The organism is Pedobacter kyungheensis (assembly GCF_000812965.1).
GTDB classification, from domain to species: domain Bacteria; phylum Bacteroidota; class Bacteroidia; order Sphingobacteriales; family Sphingobacteriaceae; genus Pedobacter; species Pedobacter kyungheensis.
The window spans coordinates 32,445-57,598 of record NZ_JSYN01000029.1 but is presented as its reverse complement, the minus strand read 5'-3'; the positions used below and the strand labels follow the sequence as shown (position 1 = coordinate 57,598).

Below are 25,154 nucleotides of genomic sequence, written 5' to 3'. Positions count from 1 at the left end.
AAAATTGTAACTGTGATTTAGCCAATCCATACATATTGGAAAGTTCATGTACAGAGTGTTCTTCTTTGATTACCTTGTTGACTAAATCAAGTTTAAACTGATAGTCATATTTTTGTTTTCTACTCATAAAAAATGCCCCAAAAAGTGTCTAACTTTTTGGGGCATGTCCACAAGGCAGGCCTTTTAACAACTGGGCTGTTATTTATAGGTAGATGATCAGACTTTATTTAATCCCCAAATCAACCGCACCCTTTACTTCAGTCGAAATTTCACCAAGGCTACCTGCATCAGCATTCTGTCCGGTGTATACCTTCACAAAATCGATTGTTTTTAAATCTACTTTGTTTCCGTTTTTATCAACCGCCCACGATAAATCGAAGCTATTGTACAAATTGGTTTTGTAATCATCGCCGGTAGAATAACTATCAGTGTAGCCCCAGTCAAATGGCGAACTGATTACAATACTACCTGCCTTACCGGTTGAAGGTGGCAACAAAGTTCCTTTAAAGGTGATGGTTTCCTGGTTCGCGGCAAATTCAGGATAAAAATTATGCTTATGGAAATTGTTAACTTTTACTTCTCCGCTATTTCCCTGATTATCTTTCCAGCTTACATTGGCAAATGCTTTAGGGTTGGTATAGGTAATTTCGTAATTTTTAATGGTTGTAGCTTTGCTGTATTCACTTCCGGCTAACTCATACCACTCATCATCAGCAAGACCATTGCCGTTGCTATCCTGACTAACCATTACAACACCTGGCTCAGAAAAATGATATGGAGCCCCTGATGGATTACCATAAATGGCCAGATCGTTACCGGTGTTGTTTACTACCGAGTGGTCGAAGCCAAAAATAATGTAGCCACCAAAACCACCTAAGGAAATCAGGTTGGTAGTGCTTCCAATTAATTTTTGTGCCTGCTCTGGTTTACCAAGGGTTTCGTTTACAAACTGGCCCGGGGCGGGCAGGTAATCTAAAATACGGCTGATATATTTGCTGCTGGTTGGGGTAATTCCTACCACCGGAACCGGAACAGTAATGGTGTAGTTATGGGTGAATTCGCCAGCCTCGTTATAACCTTTGTAAGCTAAAACATAAGTACCCGCTTTTGCGGCAATAAAATTATAGTTAAAAATGGTGCTGACCACTTTGCCATCGAGTTTCCATTCGTGCTGAAAAGCCTGTCCGTTGTTTGTACCTGCACTAAAATTGGTTACTACAGCTACCTTAGCCTGTACAGCATCTTCTTTAATGAGCAGGTTTACATCGGGGCCAAGCACGTTATCTTTCTTACAACTGAATAAGAACAGGCAGAAAAGCATTGAATAGATAATTGATTTTTTCATTTTTGGTGTGTTTTTGTATGTTATTTTAATAAGAATGCAATGTGTGCGGGAATATCGCCGGTGGTAAACGTAAATTTCTTTTTACCTGCTTTATCGAAACAGTAAATGGTGCCGGGTGTAACGTAATCTCTCGCGTCGGTTACGAAAACATCTCCCGATGTTGGATCGACAGCAATACCATAAGGAAGCGTAATAGAAGCCTCAACCCCATCCGCAATAAAATTGTTGCTTACTACGGTTTCGTCTTTTACATTAAGTTTTACATAGGTCGACTTTGAGGTAGCATAGCTGTAAGAAAACAGATAGGCATCGTCTTCATTAATCCAGAAATCGCTAACCGGAATATTGAAATTCTTTTTCACGGCATCGGTTTGGCTATCAATCACATATAATGAAGAGGCAACTGCTCCGTAATCACCTCTCGAGGTCACATATATATCGCCATATTTATCGGCTTTTAAATGGTGCAGGTTAATGGCTACATCAATCTTTTTGGTTTCAGTATTGGTAGTTAAATCAATTACCGATACTGTTCTGTCGTAATTTGGATAGTTATAACCACCAGAATTGGCCACATAAAGTTTATTACCCACAACTGCCATCTCTTCGGGCTGGTTACCTATCGTTATTTTAGTTTTAATGGTGCTTAAAGCGGTGGTATCTACTACAGCGACATAGCCATCGTAAGAGGTGATGTAAGCAAAATTCTTGTAAAAGGTTACATAACGGGGGTTGTTGATATCCAGTTTAGCGACCTGCCTGGCATTGCCGGCGTTTAAGATTTCAACCTTATTGCTTCCGTTTACTACCACATACATTTTAGCACCGTAAATTTTGATATCGTTACCTACATCTCCAAGACCTAATGTAACCGCCGGATTAGCCGCTCCGAATATATTTCTGGTGTATTTACCATCCTCATAATTGTAATAATCTAAAGATGATTTGTTAGAACCCCAGTTGCCTTCGTTTAAGACATACAATCCTTTTACAGTTACTGACGGTGTTTTAGCGCCTTGCTCCGAATCTTCATCTACCGGTGTATCTTTTCTACAGGCAAAAGCGAGGGCAGTTAACAGCAGTAAGCCGGTACGTTTAAAAATTTGTTGTAATTGGTGTTTCATATCGTGATATTAAATTGGTTTAAAAATTAGCGGATAAAGTAAAACGGTAGTTGCGGCCCGGCATTGGATAGTTGAGCACCACATCGTAATACTGGTTAAAAACATTATTGATTTCGGCGTTGAAAAAGAAACGGGTTTGCTGGTAAACGAAATTTGCACCCAGTGTTAAATCGTGCGTATACCAGGGTTTAACGTAGTTGGCGGCGATATTGGCTTTTTGGCTATACCTTTCGCCAGTGTAGATATAACTATAATTAAACATCAGGTTTTTGTAATCGATACCGAATCTCGCCGATCCGCTGTGTACGGGAATATAGGGGATCTGATCGCCATACCTGAAAGCAGTAGCGCTGATATCTATTGCTTTTTCGAAGGTATAATTGGCACTTGCTTTCAATTTCAGCTGTGCGGCTAAATCCCAAACCGTCTGTATATTGGTTTCGAAACCTTTAATCTGCACCCGATCAAGGTTAAACATCTTCCACAGGCCTAAATTATTGCCCGGAATGGCCACAATCTTATCTTTTACCAGATTATAGTAGGCATCGGCCTGAACAGATAGATAAGCGAGGCGTTTTCCGTTTGAGGTATGCCCGTAAGTAAAACCTAAATCGTACTGACTGGTGTATTCGGGTTTCAGCTTGGTATTGCCAATAAACGTATAATACAAATCGTTAAAAGTGGGCATACGGAAAATAGATTTGTAAAAACTCCGTACGCGGAAATCTTTGGTTTGAAAAGGTTGCCACGAAGCCATCAAACTGGGGGTATATTCTTGCCTGCTGGTAGACGGATTCCTATTTTTAACCTGCTCTGCAATTAGTGTGGCTAAAACATTAGCTTGCAGGTTTAGCCTGTTTAAATTTATGGCCGTGGCCAGTGCCACTAAACCTGTATGGCGACTGGGATAGACAAAATCGTATAAGTTGGCATTAAGCTTTTGAAAGCTGTAATCGGTAGCGAGAGAAAGCTCGCAGATTTTAGCTATTTTATACAGATGGGCTGCAGAGATATACCACTCCGTTTCGGTATAGCGGTTATCTAAAAAGCTGTTTTGCTGCTTAAATTCAGGATCGAGGTAACGCATAAAACTATAGGCATACTTCGTATTCAACAAAAAATTATAGCGGGCACTTTTTTTATTCTGATACGAAGCCTGAACAAAACTATTATCGTCCCACTGGCGCTGTGTAAAGGTAAACCTGTTCGAAACTATCGCTCCGGGGAGTCCGCGGGCCGAGTTATAGTTGTACAATTTAAGGCTCCAGTTACTGCTATCGGCCAGTGAGCCAAAAAATGTAGCTTCTACCCTTGCCGATTTAACATCACTGTTATTCCGGATAATGGTGGTATCGTAAGCCAGCTCCTTATACCTGAATTTATATTTACCGTTCGATTCTAAATAGCCTGCATCTAAAACAAAAGCGATTTTATTGCTGACTTTTTGTTTATAACTGATGTTGGGATTAATTAGCCCAAAAGAGCCGGTTTTAAAACTAATGCCTAATCCATACTTTTTGCCAGGACTAAAAACCGGCTGTGCGGTTTTGAGGTAAAGTGCACTTGCTGCGGCAAAACCTTTGGCTGGCAGCAGTAATTCCGGTTTCTGACCAACGTAAACAGCAATTTCTTCCAGATTATCTAAGGATAATTTACCTAAATCTACCTGGCCATTTTGCGCATTGCCTAACTGAACACCATCATAAAACACAGCAGTATGGTTACTCCCCATACTCCTTACGTTAATGGTTTTTAAGCCTCCAGCCCCGCCGTAATCTTTTAACTGTACGCCGGCAAAATAGCGTACCGCATCGGCAACTGATAAGCTGTTTAAGCGTCTTAACTCCGATCCGACAAGTATTTGTACAGGAGTTGGCGAAAGGTTTACCCTCGAATTTTTATACTCGGTAATTTTAACTTCCTGCAGTTGATTGGCCTTTACCGTATCCACCTGTGCTGCAGAAATTCCGGGCAAAAGTATGCCCATACCCAATAACGGGGCCAGCAAAAAGAAAAACCTGGTGTTTGGTAAAACACCTTTAATTTTGATCATTTGATTGTGAGTTTAACCCACAGCCAACAGATAGAAAAGAAATGAAAATACGAAAAACGTAAGTACCTCACCCCTAGCTTCAATCCACGAAAGCTATGAAATATAATGCTAAGGCAGGTCTTCTGACTTACTCCCGGCTTTCCGGCCTTCCCATACCGACAAGTCGGCACAGTGGCAAAATGATTGGAAATCCGTTAAGGAGCTTACAGCTGCGGGACAGTTACAGATTTACACTGTATTCCCTTTTAATTCCGGGTGTAAATCCGGAAACCAAAAGCGTGGCAAAGGTATGAAAATTAGCCAAACTTGTAAAATGCGTGATGGAAAATGGTGGTTTTAGCAGAAAAAGCTAAATTAGGAATCACATTTTTATATAATGAGAAAATTTTTAACTCTTGCATGCTCGTTAATCAGCTTATCTGCTATGGCGCAAAAAACCGATACCGTATTTCTTAAAAAACTGATGGAGTCGAAACCCGGTCTTTTTTCTTCAGTGCTCAATCACCCAAACAAAAACCAGATACAAATATTATATACGCAGGTTAACCGCAATACCCAAAACAAACCCAGCTTTAAAACATTCAGCTATAATTTAGATCCCCATCATTATTTTTATCCGGCAAGCACAGTGAAGCTCGCTGCGGTAATTTTTGCGCTCGAAAAAGTAAACCGCTTAAAAAACACGGGCTTAACGGCATCCAGCACGATGATTACGGATAGTGCTTTTAATGGACAAAGCAAAGTTTTAACCGATACCAGTGCTAAAAATGGTCTGCCCTCAATCGCACATTATGTTAAAAAGATCTTACTAACCAGCGATAATGACGCATTTAACAGGTTATTCGAGTTTATTGGCCGGGCAGAAATTAATCAGCAACTAAAAGCCAATGGTTTTAATGACAGCCGTATTTTAAACCGTCTGGCCATTGGCGATGCAGGCGAATCGGCCAGGCATAGCAATCCAATCAAATTTTATAATGGCGATAAACTGGTTTACAATCAACCTGCACAATACGATCCGAAAGATTACGATTTAACTTTAAGCAACCTCACCATGGGCAAAGGTTACCTCGATAGCGCCGACAAGCTGGTGAACAAGCCTTTTAGCCTGGCAGGTAAAAATGCATTTGCCATTAACGATCAGCAGAAACTGATGCAGAAATTAATTTTTCCGGAAGCTTTCCCCGCAAAAGAAAGGTTTAAGTTAACTGCTGCTGATTATAAACTCATTTATACTTATATGAGTAAGTACCCTACTGAAAGTGATTTCCCGAAATATGACCCAAAAGAATTTTGGCCTACCTATGCTAAAATGCTGTATTATGGCAGAGAGAACGTTAGTCCTGATCCAAACATCCGCATCTTTAATAAATATGGCGACAGTTATGGTTACATCATCGACAATTCTTATTTCGTAGATTTTAAAAACGGAATTGAATACTTTTTAACTGCAGTGGTACACAGTAATGAAGATGGCATATTTAACGACAATAAATATGAATACGATACGGTTTGTTTCCCTTTTATGAAAAACCTTGGCCAAAGCATTTACGAAGTGGAATTAAACCGCAAAAAATCGCATCAACCGGACTTGAGTAAATTTAAACTCGATTATTCCCATTAAGACTAAAACCTTTCGGCACATTTTGGGTTTATAGCGTATTAATTGTACAAAAAACTATACATTAATTAAAAAATAATATATTCGCATTTCAAATAAAAGAATAAAGTGCTAATGGCTAAACTATTAATAATTGACGATGAACGAGCGATAAGGAGTACCTTACGCGAAATTCTGGAATACGAAAATTACGAAGTTGAAGATATCGATAACGGTATTGATGGCCTCGAGATGATCAAAAAAGGTAATTATGATCTCGTACTTTGCGATATCAAGATGAATAAGATGGACGGAATGGAAGTGCTTGAACAGGCACAACTCCTTAAGCCCGATTTACCTTTTATTATGATATCTGGTCACGGTACTGTTGAAACCGCTATCGAAGCCAGTAAAAAAGGTGCATTCGATTTTATTTCCAAACCACCTGATTTAAACCGTTTACTCATTACCGTACGCAATGGTTTAGACCGTGGAACTTTGGTAACCGAAACTAAGGTTTTAAAGCGTAAAGTAAGTAAAACGCGCGAAATACTGGGCGAATCGGAAAGTATTTCGAAAATTAAAGAAACCATTGAACGTGTTGCCCCTACCGAAGCCCGTGTATTAATTACAGGTGCAAATGGAAGCGGTAAAGAGCTGGTAGCCCGTTGGTTACACGAAAAATCAAACCGTTCTGAAAGTCCTTTAATCGAAGTAAACTGTGCTGCTATTCCTTCAGAGTTAATTGAAAGTGAACTGTTTGGACACGAAAAGGGATCATTTACCTCTGCAGTAAAACAGCGTATTGGTAAGTTTGAACTGGCCAACGGTGGTACCTTATTTTTAGATGAAATTGGCGATATGAGCCTTTCGGCACAGGCAAAAGTGTTGCGTGCTTTACAGGAACATAAAATTACCCGCGTAGGTGGCGAAAAAGAAATTGATGTAAACGTGCGTGTTTTAGCGGCTACCAATAAGGATTTATTAAAAGAAATTGAGAATGGTAATTTCCGTATGGACTTGTACCACCGCTTAAATGTAATTAATATTCATGTACCGCATTTAACCGAACGTACCGATGATATTCCGGTCATTGCGCAAAACTTCTTAGAGCGCATTTGTGGCGATTACGGTATGCCTGTTAAAAAGATAAATGAAGGCGGAATGTCGGCATTACAGGCGTTACCGTGGACCGGTAACGTACGTGAGTTGCACAACATGATTGAGCGTTTAATTATTTTGAGTGATAAGGTGATTACTGAAAATGATGTGCGTGCCTTTGCCAATCCGGGTGGTGGAACCAACATTGGTGCTGCAAGCAGCGCGCAAATTGCCAGTTCAGGTGGTTCGAGCCTTGCCTCTACCTTTGATTCGTTTAATAACTTTCAGGATTATAAAGATCATGCTGAGCGTGAGTTTATTAAATTCAAACTCGAAAAAAATAACTGGAACGTATCTAAAACAGCTGATGAAATTGATATTCAAAGAAGTCACCTGTATAGCAAAATTGAAAAATTCGGCTTAAAAAGAGCTGAGTAGCTAATTAGGTTGAAAAGTTTTAAAGTTGGAATGTTTGAAGGTTAGCCGGAGAACATTCCTTTTTTTTGTTAATACACGAATCGTCATCTCGACTGAAGTGCAACGGAATGGAGAGATCTATAATTATATCTCTGAAAGATTTCTCCACTACGGTCGAAATGACGATCTCGCAGGGATTAGCATCTACCCCATATAATCATTCTGCCGCATCAGCAAGGCCCTGTACTTATTAAAGATTGCAGTTTTAGAAACGAAACCCAGGTAGCGGTTTTGTTCAGTAAGTACGGGTAAAATCCATACATTTTCCTGCTCCATTTTCTCCAATACCATTTTAAGATCCTCGCCCTCAGTAATGGTGATGGGTGCGGATTGTACCAAATCTGCCGCTTTTAAATTCTCTTTATCGGCATTATTCATCATTTCCTGAAACAATTCTTCAATATAAATGATGCCCTTAAAATCACCGGTTTCATCAATAACAGCACAGATATTTTTATGCGATTGTATAATTTCTCCCATCTTAAGCGCAAGCATATCGTTCATCTGTACCTGAGGATAGCTCTTCTCGATCAGATATTTTAGTTTCATCTGGTTCAATACCGTGGTATCCTTATCCTCATGCGATAAAAGCTCACCTTTATCTGCCAATGCCTTAGTATAAATAGAATGTTTTTGCGAACTGCGGTTAATGGCGTAAGAAATGGCAGTGGTAATCATTAATGGAACCATTAAAATATAGCCTCCGGTAATCTCGGCAATGAGGAAAATACCCGTTAAGGGTGCATGCATAATCGCCCCCAACGCAGCGGCCATACCAGCCACGATAAAATTAGATACATTCAAATGTGCTATGCCTGACAGATTCACAACATAGGCAAAAATAAAGCCCATTAAACCGCCCATAATTAAACTGGGCGCAAATGTACCCCCATTACCGCCAGCCCCTAAAGTTATGAGCGTAGCCAACGATTTCATGAAAATGGTAACCACCGTAAAAAGTATTACGACGGCAGGAATATTGTTATAATCTTCGAAAATACTGTTGTTAATCACCGTCAGATAATCGCCCTTTAGCAAGCCTTTTATGGTAATATAACCTTCACCGTATAACGTGGGAAAAAGAAATACCAAAGCCCCCAGCATTAAACCGCCAACAATAACTTTGGTATAAGGATGTTTTATTTTATAAAAAAGGCCTTTAACAGCGTAATTCGCTTTGGTAAAATAAATTGAAAAAAGACCAATTAACCCAGCTAACAGCACGTAATAAATCAATGCATCCATCCTCCAGCCCTCTGTTACCAAAAAGAATAACTGTTGCGTATAAAATGCCCGGGCTACTACAGCTGCAGTTGCTGCCGATAAAAGCAACGGAATAAAAGCGGGAATGGTAAACTCGGGAAGCAAAATTTCGATAGCGAACACAATCCCGGCAACCGGACTATTAAAAGCCCCAGCAATACCTGCTGCGGCACCACAGGCCACCAGCATGGTAATTTCACGGTAAGAAAGGCCTAAAAATCGGCCCAGATTTGAACCGATCGCCGAACCGCTGGTAACAATTGGCGCTTCCAAACCTGTTGAACCACCAAAACCAACGGTAACAGCTGCAGTAATTACCTGCGAATAAATATTATGTGCTTCTACCCTACTCGATTTCTTTGAGATGGCGTACAGCAAAGGCGTTAAGCCGGTTTCGAATTTTGATCTCCTGATAAAATACTTGATATATAAAACCGTTAAAAAGATCCCGATCATCGGAAAAATAAAATACAGGTAGTATTTATATTTCCAATGCCAGTCTGACTGGAGAAACTCCTCGATGTGATGGGTTAAACTTTTTAAAGCAGCAGCAGCAAGTCCGGCCAGTACGCCTACTATAACCGCCAGTATAACTAAGAAATTACGGTTTGATATTTTTGATTTCCGGTATTGGTTAATCTTATCAAGGTAATTTACAAAGCGGATATACATTTTATTCTGTTTTTATATTCCAGCGGAAAAATTAGTGGTTAAGCGTCGAATTTATCCAGGAGCTTAATTAAAGTAGCAAAATCTTTAGGATAAGGCGCATCAATTACGATATCTTTATCATCGAGTCCTTTAAATACCAGGTGTCTGGCGTGTAAGGCAAAACGCTTCATAATCGGCTGCTCTTCTTCGCCTTTGGTTAGCCTGTAACCTCTTTTAATCGAAGAAAGAAAAACAGGTTTACCTTTATACATTTCGTCGCCAACAATAGCGGCCCTTTGGGTAGCTAAATGGATACGGATCTGATGCATACGGCCAGTAATGGGCTTGCATTCTACCAATGTATAATGTTTGTAGTATTTTAACGAGTCAAAAATGGTCTCCGCTCTTTTGCCCTCATTCCTATCGATGGTTACATTTTTATTGCCATCGTTTAAGATGGGTAAATCAACCAGGAGCTGATCAAAAATCACATGACCATCTACCACAGCGTGGTAAGTTTTGTTCACCTTCCTTCTTTCGAACTGCATAGAAGCATGGCGATAACCTGCCGGATTTTTGGCGATAATTAAAGCTCCGGAGGTTTCCTTATCCAAACGGTGACATACCTGTGCATCAAAACTATACTGCTTGGCTAAACGCAAAACATTGGTTTCGCCAGCCGCACCTCTTTCATCAAGCGATGCTAAAAACGGAGGTTTGTTGATGACAATAAAATCGTTGTCTTCGAAAAGAATAAGGTCTTTAAAATTTGGAAACTTCAAACTGTGGTGTGATTAATGAAGCGCAAAAATACGATTTTATTTTTTTAAGGCGATCGTCACCCTGAATTTATTTCAGGGTCTCAATGATAATAGCGCTATCGTTGTATAAACCTACACATTTAACCACGGAAACACAGGATTCGCCCATCTATCTTATTAATCTTTAACCACAGATAAAAAGGATGAACACAGATAAGCATTTAGTTTTTGACATCTTGGTGCATAAAAAAACACAGATTAAGCATCAGGAAAAATATGTGTTAATCTGTATATATCTGTGGCTATATTAATTTATGCTAACTTATTGATTTAGAAATTAACAACATATAAAAAGTATGAACACAGATAAGCATTTAGCTTTTGACATCTTGGTGCATAAAAAAACACAGATTAAGCATCAGAAAAAATCTGTGTTAATCTGTGTATATCTGTGGTAAAATTAACTTACGCTAACTCAAATTTGTAACCTACCCCTTTTACGGTAGAAACATAATTTTCGCCTAATTTTTCGCGCAGTTTACGAATATGTACATCAATAGTACGGTTGGTTACTACCACTGAATCTTCCCAGATATTTTTAAGGATCGATTCGCGGGTATAAACCTTACCGGGTTTAGAAGCCAAAAGGTATAACAATTCGAATTCCTTTTTAGCCAGTACCACTTTATTACCACCCTGGAAAACAAGGTAAGCTTCACGGTCGATTACCAAATCACCAATTTCAAGTTTATTTTCTGATACTTCTTCAGTACCTGCATTTCTTCTTAGAATTGCATTAATCCGGCTTACTAAAGCTCTTGGTTTAATTGGCTTAGCGATATAATCATCAGCTCCCACATTAAAACCAGCAATTTCCGAATACTCTTCGCTTCTGGCTGTTAAGAAAACCATGAATGTATTTTTGAATTCGGGGATTGCACGCATTAAACGGCAAGCCTCAATTCCATCCATTTTAGGCATCATAATATCCAGTATAATCAAATCAGGATGAACCTTCTTTGCAACGGTAATACCTTCCTGGCCATTGGTTGCCGTAAAAACCTGATACCCCTCTTTCTTTAGGTTGTACTCAATAAGCTCCAGAATATCTGGTTCATCATCAACAATTAATATTTTCTGACCTGCGTTGTTCATAGTTAAATATTTGTTACGAAAGTACTGTCTATGATGCAATATTTAGTTAAGCCTAAGTTAAGAAATTGTTAATTACTTAAATTAGTTTAACATGAAATTTGTTTTAACGTAACGTTTTGGCTAAGAAGGCCTCTAAGGCCTCTCCACGAAGGTTTTTAGCTACAATTTTACCTGCCGGATCAATTAAATATGAAGTTGGAATAGCTTGTACCTGATATTTTTTTACGGTTTCGCCATTAAAATCCTTCAATTCCGAAACATGTGTCCAGCTTAAACCGTCGGCTTTAACAGCACCTAACCAGGCTGCTTTATCCGTATCGAGTGAAATACCCAGGATATCGAAGTTTTTGGTTTTATACTGATTGTAAACTTTTACTACGTTAGGGTTCTCCTGACGGCAGGGCTGACACCATGATGCCCAAAAATCTACCAGTACGTATTTTCCTTTATAATCTGCCAAACTAACCGGTTTGCCCTCTGCTGTATTGATGGTGAAGCCAGGTGCTGTTTCGCCAACTTGTACAGCTTTTAAAAGTGCCATTTGTTTCACAAAAGCATCTACGGTGGCGTTACCTTTAATATCTTCTTTAACCTCGTCGGCAAACTTTACCAATTCTGCTTCAAATTCCTGCGGACTTAAAGTATTCATGGCATAAAAGCTGGCCAGTGTACCTTTATTGTCTTTGGCAAATTTTAAGATCTGCGTATTTAACTGGTTGATGTAAGATTCGTATTGCGGTTTCATCGACTCCAGTATCGCTGCCCTGTTTTGAGGCTGTGTAGCGACTTTCGCTTCAAAATCGGCTTGTAACTTCTCCACCTGTTTGGCAAACGTATTTCTGATACCATTCAACTCAGATAATTTATCCACCTCATTCGCACCAGAAATTTTATACGCCATAGTTTTATCAGCCAAATCAGCTTCCAACTTAATTGCATCGCCATTTTTAGCAATCAACATAAATTCATGGTTACCAACCGATACCCTGAAAAAATCAACTGATGGGGTTTTACGGATAAACTTAAATTCGCCCTTTTCTGATAAATTGGTTGAATCGATTGCAATCATGTTGCTGTTTTGCATGCCATACAAAAACACTTTTTTTTCTGCTCCCGGGTTTTGGAAAGTTCCGTCGATGGTAAAGCTATCTTTTGGTTTACATGCAGTGAAAGCAATTGCAATCAGCATGATCAGGCTCAATTGTTTTATTCTCATTATTTCAGTTTTTCAAGTATTAATTCGTTTAATTTCTTGGCATCTGCTTTTCCTTTGGCCAGTTTCATTACATCGCCAACAAACAAGCCTAAAACGCCTTTTTTGCCTTTTTTATATGCCTCTACCTGTTGCGGGTATTTATTTAACACTTCATCAATAAAAGTACCCAATTCATCACCATTATCGGTAATTAAAAGGTTTAATGCCTGTGCCAGGTCCGCTACATTGGCATCTGCTTTGGTTTCAATGGCAGGTAACAATTGCTGTATGGCAATCTGCTGGGTTATTTTTTTATCGTCAACCAGATTAATGGCTGTTGCAAGTTGCGTCGGCTTAACGTTATATGCATCAATAGCAATACCTTTTTCATTTAAAATAGCCCTCACCGGACCAATAAGCCAGTTAATTAAGCTTTTTTTGGTATTTACAAGCGGTAAGGCAACATTAAAATAAGTAAGTAATGCCAAATCTTCGGCAAATAAGGCGGCATCGGCTTTACTAATGCCAAATTCAGCAATCATTTTTTTCGAAATCTCATTTGGCAATGCAGGCATGGCCGATTTAATTTCAGCTAACCAGCTATCCGAAATGTGGATGGGTTGCAAATCCGGGTCAGAGAAATAACGGTAATCGTTAGCTTCTTCTTTAGTACGCATGGGCGAAGTTGTACCCTGCTCAGCATCAAAATTAAGTGTGCTTTGAATAATTTTACCGCCATTGCTAATTACTTCAACCTGACGGCCAAATTCGAAATCCATAGCCCTGCGTACATTACGCATGGAGTTCAGGTTTTTCACTTCGCAACGGGTGCCAAATTCAGTTGTACCTGCCGGGCGAATGGAGATATTGGCATCGCAACGTAAACTGCCTTCTTCCATATTACCGTCGCTCACATTTAAATGCCTTACCAATTTCCTGATTTCGCTTAACAAGGCCGAAGCTTCTTCTGCACTGCGGATATCGGGCTCAGTAACAATCTCAATTAAAGGCACGCCGGCCCGGTTTAAATCAACCAGCGAGTATTGATCGTCCTGATCGTGGATACTTTTACCTGCATCTTCTTCTAAATGGATGCGGTTAATGCCAATTTTCTTGGTCGAACCATCTGAAAGTTCAACTTCCAGAAAACCATTTACACAAATGGGTTGATTATCCTGCGTGATCTGGTATCCCTTAGGCAAATCGGCATAGAAATAATTTTTCCGGTCGAAATGATTGATCTGGTTAATGGTACAATTTAGCGCAAGGCCAATGCGAACTGCTTTAGCTACTACTTCTTTGTTTAACTTTGGCAAAGCACCTGGCAAAGCCAGCGAAACAGTAGAGATATTTTGATTCGGAGAAGCACCAAAAGCGGCGCTATCAGCAGAAAATATTTTAGTATTGGTATTTAACTGAACGTGGATTTCCAGTCCTGAAACGAGTTCGAAATTGCTATTTTGTAAAGGCATTAAAGCTTTATGTGTTAAAATTATAAGCAAATATAGTTATTATTTAGTCTTTCGTTAAAAAAGGCTTGATGGAGAAATTTTTAAAAATTCCTGCCAGGGCAATCCACCACCACCAACCAAAAGCATTTTATCGGGCTTGTGCATTTTATTAAAAGCATCCATACCCGATGTACCACTAACAAAGCCAGTGCTTTTAACCTCAATGCCAATTGTTTTACCGCGTTTTTCTAAAACAAAATCAACCTCATCATTCCTGTGTCGCCAATAAAATACCTTGTAGCCTTCTACAAAAGAACAATTTAACAGATGCGCCCCTATTGATGACTCAACCATTCTCCCCCATTCAGCCGGTTGTTTTTTTATGGTTTCAAAAAGCTCATTGCGCTGCGCACTCACCAATGCATTGTTATGCACCTGAAATTTAGGACTGGATGAACGTTTTCGAATTACATCTGCTGCGAATTTTTCAATTCCCCCTAACAAACCCGCAGTATCTAACAGTTGCAGATAATGTGATAATGTAGTAGTATTGCCGGCATCAGAAAGCTGTCCAAGTATCTTAGTAAATGACAAGATCTGACCGGAATACAGGCAGCCGAGCTCAAACAAGCGTTTCATCAGTGCAGGTTTATCCACCCGGGTAAGCATTAAAATATCTTTAGAAATGCTGGTTTCAATCAAAGCATTTGAAACATAGCTTTTCCAGCGCTCTTCATCTTTGATTAAACCAGCTGCACCAGGGTAACCTCCAAACCAAACATACTCTTCGGCTGTAAAACCAAAGGCACTTTCCATTTCTGTAAAACTCCAATGCCCCAAATAAGTTAATTCGAAACGACCGGCAAGAGATTCTGTAAGCCCCTGCTGGATCAATAATCGTGATGAACCCAATAAAATTAGCTTAATATTTACGCCGTTACGCATATCTTCATCCCAAAGGCGTTTAATGATCTCACTCCAGTTATCTACTTTTTGAATCTCATCAATTACTAAAAGACAGCCATGCTCATTATTGTTTTTAACCAGCTCGCGGGTATTGAACCAAACCTGCTCAATCCAGGTGCGATCGGATGCAAATACGGCATCGGCCGATTCAAATATATGGGGGATTGTTATTTTCTGAACCAATTGAGTAATTAAGGTAGTTTTACCAACCTGCCTGGGACCAACAAGTACCTGAATAAACCGTTTTGGCTCTTTCATTACTTTCACAACTTTCTGTAATTCAATCCTTTCGTGCATATTTTACAATTTACTCAGTATAATGAGTAAAATTACTCAATACGATAAGTAATTCCAAATCCAACAATTATTCAATTCATTTATAAAGTTTCAAAACTGTAAATATCTCTTTATACAATTTCAATAACCATATAACACACTAATTATCAAACAATTAGAAGCACAATTACAATTTACTCAATATAATGAGTAAAATTACTTAATAAAATGAACAGTTGGTTTAGTTAAAGAAATGTTAAATCCTAATCTGCTCATTAAACCACTTTATATCACACAAGTCTATCCCAGTATTAACACACAAAAACCTTTAAGATTATGAAAAAGTTAGTTTTAATTGCCGCGGTTCTGATGATATCATTATTCGGCGCAGATTATGCAAAAGCACAGGTTAGTTTAAATATAAATATTGGTTCGCAACCTGTTTGGGGTCCTACCGGTTATGACCATGTAGATTATTATTATTTCCCCGATATTAATGCCTATTATTATGTTCCTTCTGCACAGTATATTTATTTGAATGGTAGTCAGTGGGTATGGACCAACAATCTCCCCGCCCGCTATGGCAACTTTGATTTATATCGTTCCTATAAAGTAGTGATAAACAAACCAAGGCCATACCTCCAAAATAATTATTACGTAACAAGATATAGCCGTTACAAAAACTACGGCGGTCGCCAGGCCATAATAAGAGACAGCCGCGAAGCTAAATATTATGTGGTAAAAGGTCATCCTAATTATAATACAAAACAAGTAACTGTGGTTCGTCCGGAAAGAAACCAGCCACAACGCGTAAAAGTGGTTAAACGGGTAGAAAGAAGCCATAACGGCCGACCAGAAAGATATGGCGAAGGCCGCGGAAACGAGCGTCATTAGCCCCAAATTTAGGTTAGGAAGAGGGAGTACCAATTGGTGCTCCTTTTTTTGTATTTACACTTTGGCACATCATTTGAAAATAAACCATTATCACACAAATTAAATAACCATGAAAAGATTATTCTTAATTGCTGCAATAATGATGGTTTCATTCTTCAGCATACCTGCAAAGGCTCAGTTAAACGTAAATGTTAATATTGGATCGCAACCATTATGGGGGCCTGTGGGCTACGATCATGTAGACTATTACTATCTTCCTGATGTAGAGAGCTATTACTATGTTCCGCAAAGACAGTTTGTTTACCTGAATGGAAACGATTGGGTTTTTGCCAATGCATTACCAGCCAGGTATGGCAATTATGACTTGTATAATGGATATAAAGTAGTAATTAACTCGCCAAGACCTTATTTAAATTTCAGAAGCGATAAAATAAAATATGCCAAATACAAAGGCAACAAAAACCAGATCATTATTCGTGATAGTCGCGATAGCAAGTATTATGTAATAAAAGGCCATCCGCACGGAATGCCTCCGGGACAAGCTAAAAAGATTTACGGAAAAGGAAATAACGGTAATGGTAAAGGCCATGGAAATGGCAAAGGAAAACATTGGGAATAATTATAGTTGAAAAGTTTTTCACGTAGCTGTTACAATAGAAATTTTGGCACAGCGTTTGAATTACGTTTACCACACACAAATTAATAGATTATTATGAAAAAGTTATTCATTCTGTCCGCGATTTTAGGTATCGTGGCTTTAACATCTAATCAATCTAACGCTCAGGTAAGTATTAATGTGAATATTGGCGCGCAACCAGCTTGGATACCAGCCGGTTATCAAAACGTTAATTACTACTATCTCCCAGAAGTTCAGTCTTATTATTACGTTCCACGAAGAGAATTTGTGTATTTACACGGAAACAGATGGACCAGATCGAGATATTTGCCAGCAAGGTACAGGGGTTACGATTTGCACCACGGCCGAAAAATCGTAGTGTACGGAAACAGCCCATACAACAGTTACAATGTACATAGGGTAAGGTACGCAAGTCATGGCAATTACTACCGCAGTTCTTATGGAGGTGGAGATAGAATCAGATACAATTCGCCAAGAAATAATTATAGAAGTTACAGAGTAGATAACAGACACCACGATCCACGTGTAAATTCAAGCTTGTTCTCGAGAGGACACCGCGAAAAACACGGCAGACATTAAAATAATAAAAAAGAGGCTTTAGGGCCTCTTTTTTTATGAATATCAATCAAAAGATTGCTTCGTTCCTCGCAATGACGATTTTCTAAGGAATAAAACTCTCTGCTTTTTCCAATACTGCTTTTAAACCTGCAGGATTCTTACCTCCAGCGGTTGCGTAAAATGGCTGTCCGCCACCGCCACCCTGGATTTCTTTTCCAAGCTCGCGAACAATATTCGATGCATTTAATCCTTTCTTAACCAAATGATCGGAAAGCATTACGGTAATACCGGGCTTGCCGTCAATTTCTGTAGTGAAAACCAAAAACAGGTTATCAACCATATCTTTTAACGAGAAGGCCAGGTTTTTAACTGCCTCAGCACTCTGAATATCAATATGTTTGGCAATCAAATTAATGCCGTGAATTCCACGAACATGGTGCACAATCTCGTGTTTTAAGGTATTTACACGCTCAAGGGTCGATTTTTCAATCTCTTTCTTCAGTTTCGCATTTTCATCAAGCAAAGCTTGTACGGCAGCTGGTAAATCTTTGCTTCCGTTTAGCAATGTTTTTAACTGTCCAAGTTCTTTTCGCTGATCGAGGAAGAATTGCTCTGCTTTATCGGCAGTAATGGCCTCAATACGACGAACACCAGCGGCAACGGCACTTTCTGAAACAATTTTAAACGAACCGATTTGTCCTGTAGCCTTTACGTGTGTACCGCCACAAAGTTCTTTAGAAAAATGATCATCGAAAGTAATCATCCGAACAAAATCACCATATTTTTCTCCAAATAAAGCAGTTACACCACTTTCAATTGCATCCTGATAGGGTACGTTTCGTTGCTCTTTCAGTTTAATATTCTGTCTGATTTTCTGGTTCACAATCACCTCAATTTGTGCCAGTTCCTCATCGGTTACTTTGGCAAAATGAGAAAAATCGAAACGCAGGTAATCGGCATTCACCAAAGATCCTTTTTGGTTAACATGCTGACCCAAAACCTGTTTTAAAGCAGCATGCAACAAGTGCGTAGCGGAGTGGTTATCTTCAGTTAAAATGCGTTTATCTTCATCTACAACTGCCCAGAATTTACCTTCCAGATTATCAGGTAAAATATCTGCAAAATGAACCGTTAAACCATTTTCCTTTTTGGTATCGGTAATGTCAATCCAAAATTGGCGGCTATGGTCTTCCAAACGGCCTGTATCTCCTACCTGACCACCGCTTTCAGCATAAAAAGGTGTTTGACGCAGTACAATTTGATATTGCTCCTTTCCTTTTGCCTTTACTTTGCGGTATTTTAAGATTTCGGTTTCTATTTCTAAATCATCATAACCTACAAACTCACTCTGATCGTCGGCATTTACAATAACCCAGTCGCTGGTATCAATAGCAGTTGCGGCACGGCTATCATCTTTCTGTTTCTTCAGTGCCTGTTCATAAGCCACTAAATCAACTGTCCAGCCTTTTTCCCTTGCCATTAGCTCGGTTAAATCGATCGGAAAGCCAAAAGTATCTGAAAGTTCGAAGGCAAAAGTACCTTCAACAATATTATTAACTGCCTGGTATTTCTCGAAACGCTGAATACCTGTTGAAAGCGTTCTCAGGAAAGAAACCTCTTCTTCTAAAACCACTTTCTGCACAAAATCCTGCTGTGAAACCAGTTCATCAAAAACACCTTTAAACTGATCGGCCAATAAAGGTACCAATTGGTTTAAGAAAGGCTCTTTGAAGTTTAAGAACGTATAAGCATAACGTACCGCACGGCGTAAAATCCTGCGGATTACATAACCTGCTTTATTGTTAGATGGCAACTGACCATCGGCAATTACAAATGAAATGGCGCGGATATGATCGGCCATTACACGCATCGCAATGTCGGTTTTTTCATCAGCTCCGTATTTAATACCTGCTTTATCAGCAATAAACTGAATCAGCGGCTGAAAAACGTCGGTATCGTAGTTAGAAGTTTTATCCTGTAAAACACGTACCAAACGCTCAAATCCCATTCCGGTATCTACATGTTTGGCTGGTAAACTTTGCAGAGAACCATCTTTTAGACGGTTAAACTGCATAAATACGTTGTTCCAGATTTCGATTACCTGCGGGTGATCGGCATTTACCAGCGAAGCACCATCTACCAATGCCTTTTCTTCATCGGTACGGCAATCCACATGAATTTCTGAACAAGGTCCGCACGGTCCGGTATCGCCCATTTCCCAGAAATTATCTTTTTTATTTCCGGGTAAAATATGGCTTTCATCTACATATTGTTTCCAAAGATCAAAAGCTTCCTGATCTTTAGCTAAACCTTCTTTTTCGTCACCTTCAAAATAGGTAACGTATAATTTCTCTTTGGGGATTTTATAAACTTCAGTCAGTAATTCCCAGCTCCAGGCAATGGCTTCTTTTTTAAAGTAATCGCCAAAGCTCCAGTTGCCCAGCATTTCGAACATGGTGTGGTGGTAGGTATCAATACCCACTTCTTCCAGGTCGTTATGCTTACCTGAAACACGCAAACAACGTTGTGTATCTGCAACGCGAGAATATTTAATGGCGGCCTCTCCCAAAAACAAATCTTTAAACTGATTCATACCCGCATTGGTAAACATTAAGGTTGGGTCGTTTTTAACCACAATCGGTGCGGAAGGTACAACATGGTGTTGTTTCGATTCAAAAAAACTAAGGAATGCCTGTCTAATCTCTTTTGCTGTCATTTCAATATTATTGGAGGGAACAAAATTAAAATTTTATTGCGTTATTAAGGAAAAATCGAGCTACATTTGAACACTTTAATTAATCGATATAAAACACTCATAATCAAGCTCAAAATATGCCGTATAAAGAAAGAGACATCAATAAAATGTATTATACCATGGGCGAAGTGACTGAAATGTTTAACGTAAACGCTTCGCAGATTCGTTTTTACGAAAAAGAATTCGATATCCTTCAACCCAAAAAAAACAAAAAAGGCAACCGGCTTTTCACTCCTGAAGATATAGAAAACCTTAAGATTATCTTCAACCTGGTTGATGAGAAAGGTTTCACTTTAAAGGGCGCTAAAGATTATCTGAAAAATAATAAATCTGATGTGAAAGAAAATCAGAAAATTATTGATGCTTTAGAAAAACTGAAAGGTTTCCTGGTTAACCTCTCGCAGGAGCTTTAAAGCTAACACACCATACCCTAGAGTATTTTTAAAATTACATTTCTTGTAGTTTTAGAAATATTTTTACTACATTAGTTCTGAAGAACAAAAAATCACCCCTATTTTCTTTAACCGATTTAATACTCGCTTATGAAAGTATGGCTTTTTTTGTTGCGTCTTTTTTTATGCTGCTACCCTGCTCCATATCATTTGGGTAATCGCACAGCATTTTTCAAATGCCCGCTATTTTTTATTCCTTTTCTGGCGAATACCGACATTGATTCAGGCCATTCCTGCTTCGAATGCGATATAGGCATACTTGTGCTATCCTGAAAATCATCTCCTAACAGACAATCGCCTGCAGATACCACATTTACCTGAAAAACAATAAATTATGCGTTCTAAAATTTTAAGCATGTTATTTGTGATGATCGGATTTATCGCAAATGCACAAACTACAGAACAGGAAGTAGCCATACGCGATATCATTGAAAGCGTTGCCGAAAACCTTCCTGATGATTACGATATTACCGAATTGGTTGAAGTATTATCGCGGTACCGAAAACATCCCATTAATTTAAATAATACCTCGGTAGAAGAGTTAAAAACATTGGTATTCATTTCGCCCCTGCAAATCAGCAATTTCTTTGTTTATATGAAAGCGAACGGAAAATTGCTTGATGTGTACGAACTGCAAAGCATTGATGGTTTTGATGTTAAAACGATTGAAAACCTGATTCCTTTTGTTACGGTAAATACAATACCGGAATATGAAAACTTTAAATTAAGCAACCTGTTTGCCGGCGAGCATGATATGATGGTACGGTTTGCACAAAGCCTCGAAAAGCAAAAGGGCTTTACAGATTTGCCAGGTAACCGTTATCTGGGATCGCCAGAACGTTTTCAAACGCGTTACCGGTATAATTACAGCACAATAATTTCGGCAGCGTTAACCTTTGATAAGGATGCAGGCGAAAAATTTATTGGTAAACCATTCGATTTTGTTTCGGCCAATGTTGCTTTATTCAAGTTAGGAAAAATCAAAAAGCTTGTCGCGGGTGATTACACTCTACAGTTTGGCCAGGGATTAACCCTTTGGTCGGGTTTTTCTTTTGGCAAAGGTCCTGATGTAACCAGTGTGGCTAAAAAAGATCTGGGCTTAAGACCTTACACTTCAACCAATGAGTATTCGTTTTTCAGGGGCGCAGCTGCCACGATTAATCTGTATAAAAATTTCGACCTCACTCCTTTTGTTTCATTCAGGGGTTTAGATGCCAGCCAGAAAACAAATGCCGCAGGCGAACCGGTTCAATCGACCATCAACCAAACAGGTTTACACCGCACGCCAACCGAAATCAAGAATAAAAGCAGCCTTACTCAAAGCGTTTACGGTATGGCTTTGCAATACACCAAAAACGAATTTGGTGCTGGCGCTATTGCTTACCAAAGCTACTACGACAATAGTTTTATAACCCAAACGGCACTTTATGACAAGTATAGCTTTACCGGGAACAAACTCACCAACCTGGGGCTTTTTTATAATTATACCTTAAAAAACATGTACTGGTACGGCGAAATTGGCAAGTCCATAAACGGCGGTATTGCAGCCATAAACGGTGTATTGATCAGCTTATCGCCCACAGTTTCAGCGGCGGTAACCTATCGTAACTACAGTAAAAGTTACCATAATTTTTTTAACCAGGGCGTATCAGAATCAACAGAAGCAGTAAATGAAAGAGGCTTGTACGCAGGTTTAAATATTAACCCTAATAAACATTGGGCGTTTTCTTTTTATGGTGATTACTTCAAATTCCCCTGGTTGAAATACCGTGTTGATGCTCCTTCCAAAGGTTACGAAATACTTGGACAGGCTGTTTACACACCAACCAAAACTTTTAAAATTTTAGCCCGGTATAAACGTGAAAATAAACAACAGAATACAGACCTGAACGTTCCTGTTAAATTCCTGGATAATGTAATAAAAGCCGGATACCGGATGGAACTTCGCTGGCAATTGAATAAAAACTGGATGCTCCAAAACCGCGCAGAAGTATCGCAATACAAAAAGGGCGATGCTAAACGGGAATTTGGCTACATGATTTATCAGGATGTAGATTACTCACCCCTATTTGCCAGGCTTACAGGCAACATCAGGCTGGCTTATTTTAATACCCCAAGTTACAATAGCCGCATTTATGTGTACGAAGACGATGTTTTGTACAGCTTTTCATTTGGCATGTACAATGGAAAGGGGTTTAGGAGTTATTTAAACCTAAAATATACCCTGGCTAAAAAATTAAATCTATGGTTAAGATATGCCGTATTCATTTATCAGGATGCAGAAACCGTTGGTACTTATCTCGATGAAATTAATGGGAATAAAAAATCAGAGGTTAAAGTTCAGCTACGCTATCAGTTCTAAAGATGTTTAAAGCAGAATACGTTTTTGTAAGGATTTTATTCCCGTTTGTTATTGGAATTGGCCTATTTTATTTTTTGCCGTACAGGGCTTGCTTGTATTTTACCGTAATAGCCACGCTGTTCATGGTGCTGATTGCCCTGGTAACAAACCTGGTCTACAAAAAACTAAGCATTTACCGTTTTAAGGGGGTAATTGGAATTTCAATCTTTTTGATGTTCTTCTTGCTGGGTGCTTTTGTTTCTCTATTAAAGAATGAAAAACTAAACAGTAACCATTTTGCAAATAAGAATTATAACCAGTTAAAAATATGGGTGAACGATGAACCTCAGCAAAGTGGAAGCATTTTGCGTTTTAAAGCAAAGGTTATTGCAGGCTATTTTGCCCACAAGCAAATTAAAGCATCAGGTCAGCTGCTGGTTTCGGTAAGATTAGCTAACTCAATGCCTTTAAAACTTAAATATGGCGACGTAATTATTATACCTGCCCAATATACAGCCATAGAGCCACCTTACAACCCTGCTGAATTTGATTTTAAAGCCTGGCTGGCTACACAAAACATTTACCACCAGACCTTTGTAGATCAGGAAAACATACTTAAAACAGGCGAAGATGCTGGTTATTTCATTATTAAAGAAGCACTGCGTTTAAGGGAAAAACAGGTTCAAAAATTCAGGAGGTTAATTGAAAGCAACGAAGCCTTTGCAGTAGCATCGACCCTGATTTTGGGTTACCGTGCCGATTTAAGCCCCGAAACGCTGGCTGCGTATGCCAATACCGGCACCTTACATGCGCTCTCTGTTTCGGGAGCGCATGTAGCCATTATATATGTGGTTTTAGATTTTATATTTCTGTTTTTGAACCGGAATCGCCAATTAAAAATTACTAAGCTTCTGATCATTTGTAGTTTGATATGGGGCTATGCTTTAATTACAGGCTTATCGCCTTCTGTGGTGAGGTCGGCCATTATGATTAGTGTATTTATTATAGCCAAAACCTTATCCAAAAACACCAATAACTATAATATTTTAGCTTTTTCGGCTATTTGCCAGCTCATTTACAATCCTTTCTCCATTTGGGATGTTGGCTTTCAACTCTCCTATTTAGCTGTTTTTGGGTTATTTTATCTTCAGCCGAAAATTTATAACGTGCTTTACATCGAAAATAAAGGGCTGGATAAATTATGGAACTTTATTGCGATGTCGCTGGCAGCACAAATTGCTACTTTTCCATTAAGTATCTATTATTTTCACCAATTTCCTCTTTATTTTCTTCTTGGCAACCTCTTTATCACACTGCCGCTGGTGCTGATGATGTATTTGGGTATTGCCACATTAATTCCGGGGCTTGGTTTTTTGGCATCAATCTTCGAATGGCTGATTAATTTTACCAATTCGGTTTTAAAGTGGATAGCCAGCCTGCCATTTGCTAATTTTTCTGCCATTTACATCAGCTTACCTGAATTTATATTATTGAGTTTTAGCCTGGGCTTTTTCATTTACGGATTAGCCAAATTCAGCAAGAGGTTGATATTTTTATCCTTGTCACTTTTTATCTTTTATCAAATCCTCATTGCTTACGATAGTCTCTCAGCATTGCAACAGCGTAACATCCTGTTCTTTTCATTAAGAAAAAACTACGCTGCAGCTTTTACGCGGGGAAAAGAAACTGTTCTGGTTACTGACTTAAAAGTAACAGATAAAAGCTATGCGTTTTTCATTAAGCCGGCACTGATGTCGATGCAAATTGACCGTATCCATCACATTAGCTTAGAAAAAGACACAGTATTACGTAACTTCATATTAAAAGATAACCAGATTGTATTTCAAGGTTGTAGTATTTTATTGATTGACAACCACCTAAACCACAAGCAATTACAGACAAGAAGCGTCTTTTCTGCAATATGGCTGACAGGAAACAGTAAATTCGATTTAAGTAATATTCCTTCAGATATCCGGTTTCAAACGCTGTTAGTTGATGCAACCAATAAGCAATACCGAATTAAACAATTACAGAAAAACAGAAAAGATGCTTACGTTTTAAAGAAAAATAAAGCATATTTGATCCAACTAACCCAATAG

18 protein-coding genes and 1 riboswitch are annotated in these 25,154 nt (G+C 38.9%); of the genes, 8 read left to right on the top strand and 10 right to left on the bottom strand.

The genetic code is table 11. From position 1 onward, the window contains the following. Positions 1-223 precede the first annotated feature (223 nt). The 3 genes from OC25_RS21615 to OC25_RS21605 are packed head-to-tail and all read right to left on the bottom strand — an operon-like array spanning position 224 to position 4,522. Positions 224-1,345, bottom strand: a complete 1,122-nt coding sequence (locus OC25_RS21615; RefSeq protein ID WP_052266385.1) for a hypothetical protein — start codon at positions 1,343-1,345, stop codon at positions 224-226. A 20-nt stretch (positions 1,346-1,365) separates the two neighbouring features. Continuing rightward, positions 1,366-2,469, bottom strand: a complete 1,104-nt coding sequence (locus OC25_RS21610; protein ID WP_052266384.1) for a YncE family protein — start codon at positions 2,467-2,469, stop codon at positions 1,366-1,368. Between the two features lie 19 nt (positions 2,470-2,488). Further along, positions 2,489-4,522 carry a TonB-dependent receptor plug domain-containing protein gene (locus tag OC25_RS21605; protein WP_052266383.1) on the bottom strand — a complete coding sequence of 678 codons (2,034 nt, stop codon included), beginning with the start codon at positions 4,520-4,522 and terminating at the stop codon, positions 2,489-2,491. A 95-nt stretch (positions 4,523-4,617) separates the two neighbouring features. Then, a riboswitch (cobalamin riboswitch) is annotated at positions 4,618-4,812 on the bottom strand. A gap of 86 nt (positions 4,813-4,898) precedes the next feature. Here OC25_RS21605 and OC25_RS21600 point away from each other — a divergent pair. Next, positions 4,899-6,146 (top strand): serine hydrolase, encoded by a 1,248-nt coding sequence (locus OC25_RS21600; RefSeq protein WP_039480419.1) that lies wholly within the window; start codon positions 4,899-4,901, stop codon positions 6,144-6,146. A 111-nt stretch (positions 6,147-6,257) separates the two neighbouring features. Continuing rightward, on the top strand, positions 6,258-7,661 hold the full coding sequence (locus OC25_RS21595; protein WP_039480416.1) for a sigma-54-dependent transcriptional regulator: 1,404 nt from the start codon (positions 6,258-6,260) through the stop codon (positions 7,659-7,661). A 183-nt stretch (positions 7,662-7,844) separates the two neighbouring features. Here the strand turns inward: OC25_RS21595 and OC25_RS21590 are convergent, their stop codons facing one another. From OC25_RS21590 to OC25_RS21565, 6 genes are all read right to left on the bottom strand, one after another. Next, positions 7,845-9,635 carry a chloride channel protein gene (locus tag OC25_RS21590; protein ID WP_039480412.1) on the bottom strand — a complete coding sequence of 597 codons (1,791 nt, stop codon included), beginning with the start codon at positions 9,633-9,635 and terminating at the stop codon, positions 7,845-7,847. A gap of 38 nt (positions 9,636-9,673) precedes the next feature. Continuing rightward, a complete protein-coding gene (locus tag OC25_RS21585) occupies positions 9,674-10,396 on the bottom strand; it encodes an RluA family pseudouridine synthase (RefSeq protein WP_039480409.1) in 723 nt (240 codons plus the stop codon). Positions 10,397-10,840: 444 nt separating this feature from the next. Further along, positions 10,841-11,530, bottom strand: a complete 690-nt coding sequence (locus OC25_RS21580; protein WP_039480406.1) for a response regulator transcription factor — start codon at positions 11,528-11,530, stop codon at positions 10,841-10,843. Between the two features lie 103 nt (positions 11,531-11,633). Further along, a complete protein-coding gene (locus tag OC25_RS21575; protein ID WP_039480403.1) occupies positions 11,634-12,746 on the bottom strand; it encodes a TlpA disulfide reductase family protein in 1,113 nt (370 codons plus the stop codon). After that, positions 12,746-14,197, bottom strand: a complete 1,452-nt coding sequence (gene gatB / locus OC25_RS21570; protein WP_039480400.1) for an Asp-tRNA(Asn)/Glu-tRNA(Gln) amidotransferase subunit GatB — start codon at positions 14,195-14,197, stop codon at positions 12,746-12,748. Before gatB ends, OC25_RS21575 begins: the two co-directional genes overlap by 1 nt. A 54-nt stretch (positions 14,198-14,251) precedes the next feature. Further along, complete coding sequence (locus OC25_RS21565; RefSeq protein WP_039480397.1) at positions 14,252-15,439, bottom strand: ATP-binding protein; 1,188 nt, start codon at positions 15,437-15,439, stop codon at positions 14,252-14,254. 315 nt (positions 15,440-15,754) lie between these two features. On the opposite strand from OC25_RS21565, the gene OC25_RS21560 reads away from it, so the two are divergent. From OC25_RS21560 to OC25_RS28000, 3 genes are all read left to right on the top strand, one after another. After that, positions 15,755-16,312 carry a hypothetical protein gene (locus tag OC25_RS21560; RefSeq protein WP_052266382.1) on the top strand — a complete coding sequence of 186 codons (558 nt, stop codon included), beginning with the start codon at positions 15,755-15,757 and terminating at the stop codon, positions 16,310-16,312. Positions 16,313-16,421: 109 nt separating this feature from the next. Continuing rightward, positions 16,422-16,931, top strand: a complete 510-nt coding sequence (locus OC25_RS21555; RefSeq protein ID WP_039480394.1) for a hypothetical protein — start codon at positions 16,422-16,424, stop codon at positions 16,929-16,931. A gap of 93 nt (positions 16,932-17,024) precedes the next feature. Next, on the top strand, positions 17,025-17,528 hold the full coding sequence (locus OC25_RS28000; RefSeq protein ID WP_156131553.1) for a hypothetical protein: 504 nt from the start codon (positions 17,025-17,027) through the stop codon (positions 17,526-17,528). Positions 17,529-17,610: 82 nt separating this feature from the next. Here OC25_RS28000 and alaS read toward each other — a convergent pair whose 3' ends face one another. Further along, on the bottom strand, positions 17,611-20,223 hold the full coding sequence (gene alaS, locus OC25_RS21550; RefSeq protein WP_039480390.1) for an alanine--tRNA ligase: 2,613 nt from the start codon (positions 20,221-20,223) through the stop codon (positions 17,611-17,613). A gap of 116 nt (positions 20,224-20,339) precedes the next feature. Here alaS and OC25_RS21545 point away from each other — a divergent pair, with 116 nt between their 5' ends. The 3 genes from OC25_RS21545 (at position 20,340) to OC25_RS21535 (ending at position 25,154) form a co-directional block, all read left to right on the top strand. After that, positions 20,340-20,675 carry a MerR family transcriptional regulator gene (locus tag OC25_RS21545; RefSeq protein ID WP_039480387.1) on the top strand — a complete coding sequence of 112 codons (336 nt, stop codon included), beginning with the start codon at positions 20,340-20,342 and terminating at the stop codon, positions 20,673-20,675. A gap of 373 nt (positions 20,676-21,048) precedes the next feature. Further along, positions 21,049-23,076, top strand: coding sequence for a ComEA family DNA-binding protein (locus OC25_RS21540; RefSeq protein WP_039480384.1), 2,028 nt, complete (start codon positions 21,049-21,051; stop codon positions 23,074-23,076). A 2-nt stretch (positions 23,077-23,078) separates the two neighbouring features. Then, positions 23,079-25,154, top strand: a complete 2,076-nt coding sequence (locus OC25_RS21535) for a ComEC/Rec2 family competence protein (protein ID WP_039480381.1) — start codon at positions 23,079-23,081, stop codon at positions 25,152-25,154.

Bases quoted from the DNA above. Each gene is read 5' to 3' on its own strand.
- OC25_RS21610 (WP_052266384.1), bottom strand. From the start codon at position 2,469: ATGAAACACCAATTACAACAAATTTTTAAACGTACCGGCTTACTGCTG.
- OC25_RS21615 (WP_052266385.1), bottom strand. From the start codon at position 1,345: ATGAAAAAATCAATTATCTATTCAATGCTTTTCTGCCTGTTCTTATTC.
- OC25_RS21540 (WP_039480384.1), top strand. From the start codon at position 21,049: ATGCGTTCTAAAATTTTAAGCATGTTATTTGTGATGATCGGATTTATC.
- OC25_RS21590 (WP_039480412.1), bottom strand. From the start codon at position 9,635: ATGTATATCCGCTTTGTAAATTACCTTGATAAGATTAACCAATACCGG.
- OC25_RS21575 (WP_039480403.1), bottom strand. From the start codon at position 12,746: ATGAGAATAAAACAATTGAGCCTGATCATGCTGATTGCAATTGCTTTC.
- OC25_RS21595 (WP_039480416.1), top strand. From the start codon at position 6,258: ATGGCTAAACTATTAATAATTGACGATGAACGAGCGATAAGGAGTACC.
- OC25_RS28000 (WP_156131553.1), top strand. From the start codon at position 17,025: ATGAAAAAGTTATTCATTCTGTCCGCGATTTTAGGTATCGTGGCTTTA.
- alaS (WP_039480390.1), bottom strand. From the start codon at position 20,223: ATGACAGCAAAAGAGATTAGACAGGCATTCCTTAGTTTTTTTGAATCG.
- OC25_RS21555 (WP_039480394.1), top strand. From the start codon at position 16,422: ATGAAAAGATTATTCTTAATTGCTGCAATAATGATGGTTTCATTCTTC.
- OC25_RS21580 (WP_039480406.1), bottom strand. From the start codon at position 11,530: ATGAACAACGCAGGTCAGAAAATATTAATTGTTGATGATGAACCAGAT.
- OC25_RS21545 (WP_039480387.1), top strand. From the start codon at position 20,340: ATGCCGTATAAAGAAAGAGACATCAATAAAATGTATTATACCATGGGC.
- OC25_RS21535 (WP_039480381.1), top strand. From the start codon at position 23,079: ATGTTTAAAGCAGAATACGTTTTTGTAAGGATTTTATTCCCGTTTGTT.
- gatB (WP_039480400.1), bottom strand. From the start codon at position 14,197: ATGCCTTTACAAAATAGCAATTTCGAACTCGTTTCAGGACTGGAAATC.
- OC25_RS21560 (WP_052266382.1), top strand. From the start codon at position 15,755: ATGAAAAAGTTAGTTTTAATTGCCGCGGTTCTGATGATATCATTATTC.
- OC25_RS21600 (WP_039480419.1), top strand. From the start codon at position 4,899: ATGAGAAAATTTTTAACTCTTGCATGCTCGTTAATCAGCTTATCTGCT.
- OC25_RS21565 (WP_039480397.1), bottom strand. From the start codon at position 15,439: ATGCACGAAAGGATTGAATTACAGAAAGTTGTGAAAGTAATGAAAGAG.
- OC25_RS21605 (WP_052266383.1), bottom strand. From the start codon at position 4,522: ATGATCAAAATTAAAGGTGTTTTACCAAACACCAGGTTTTTCTTTTTG.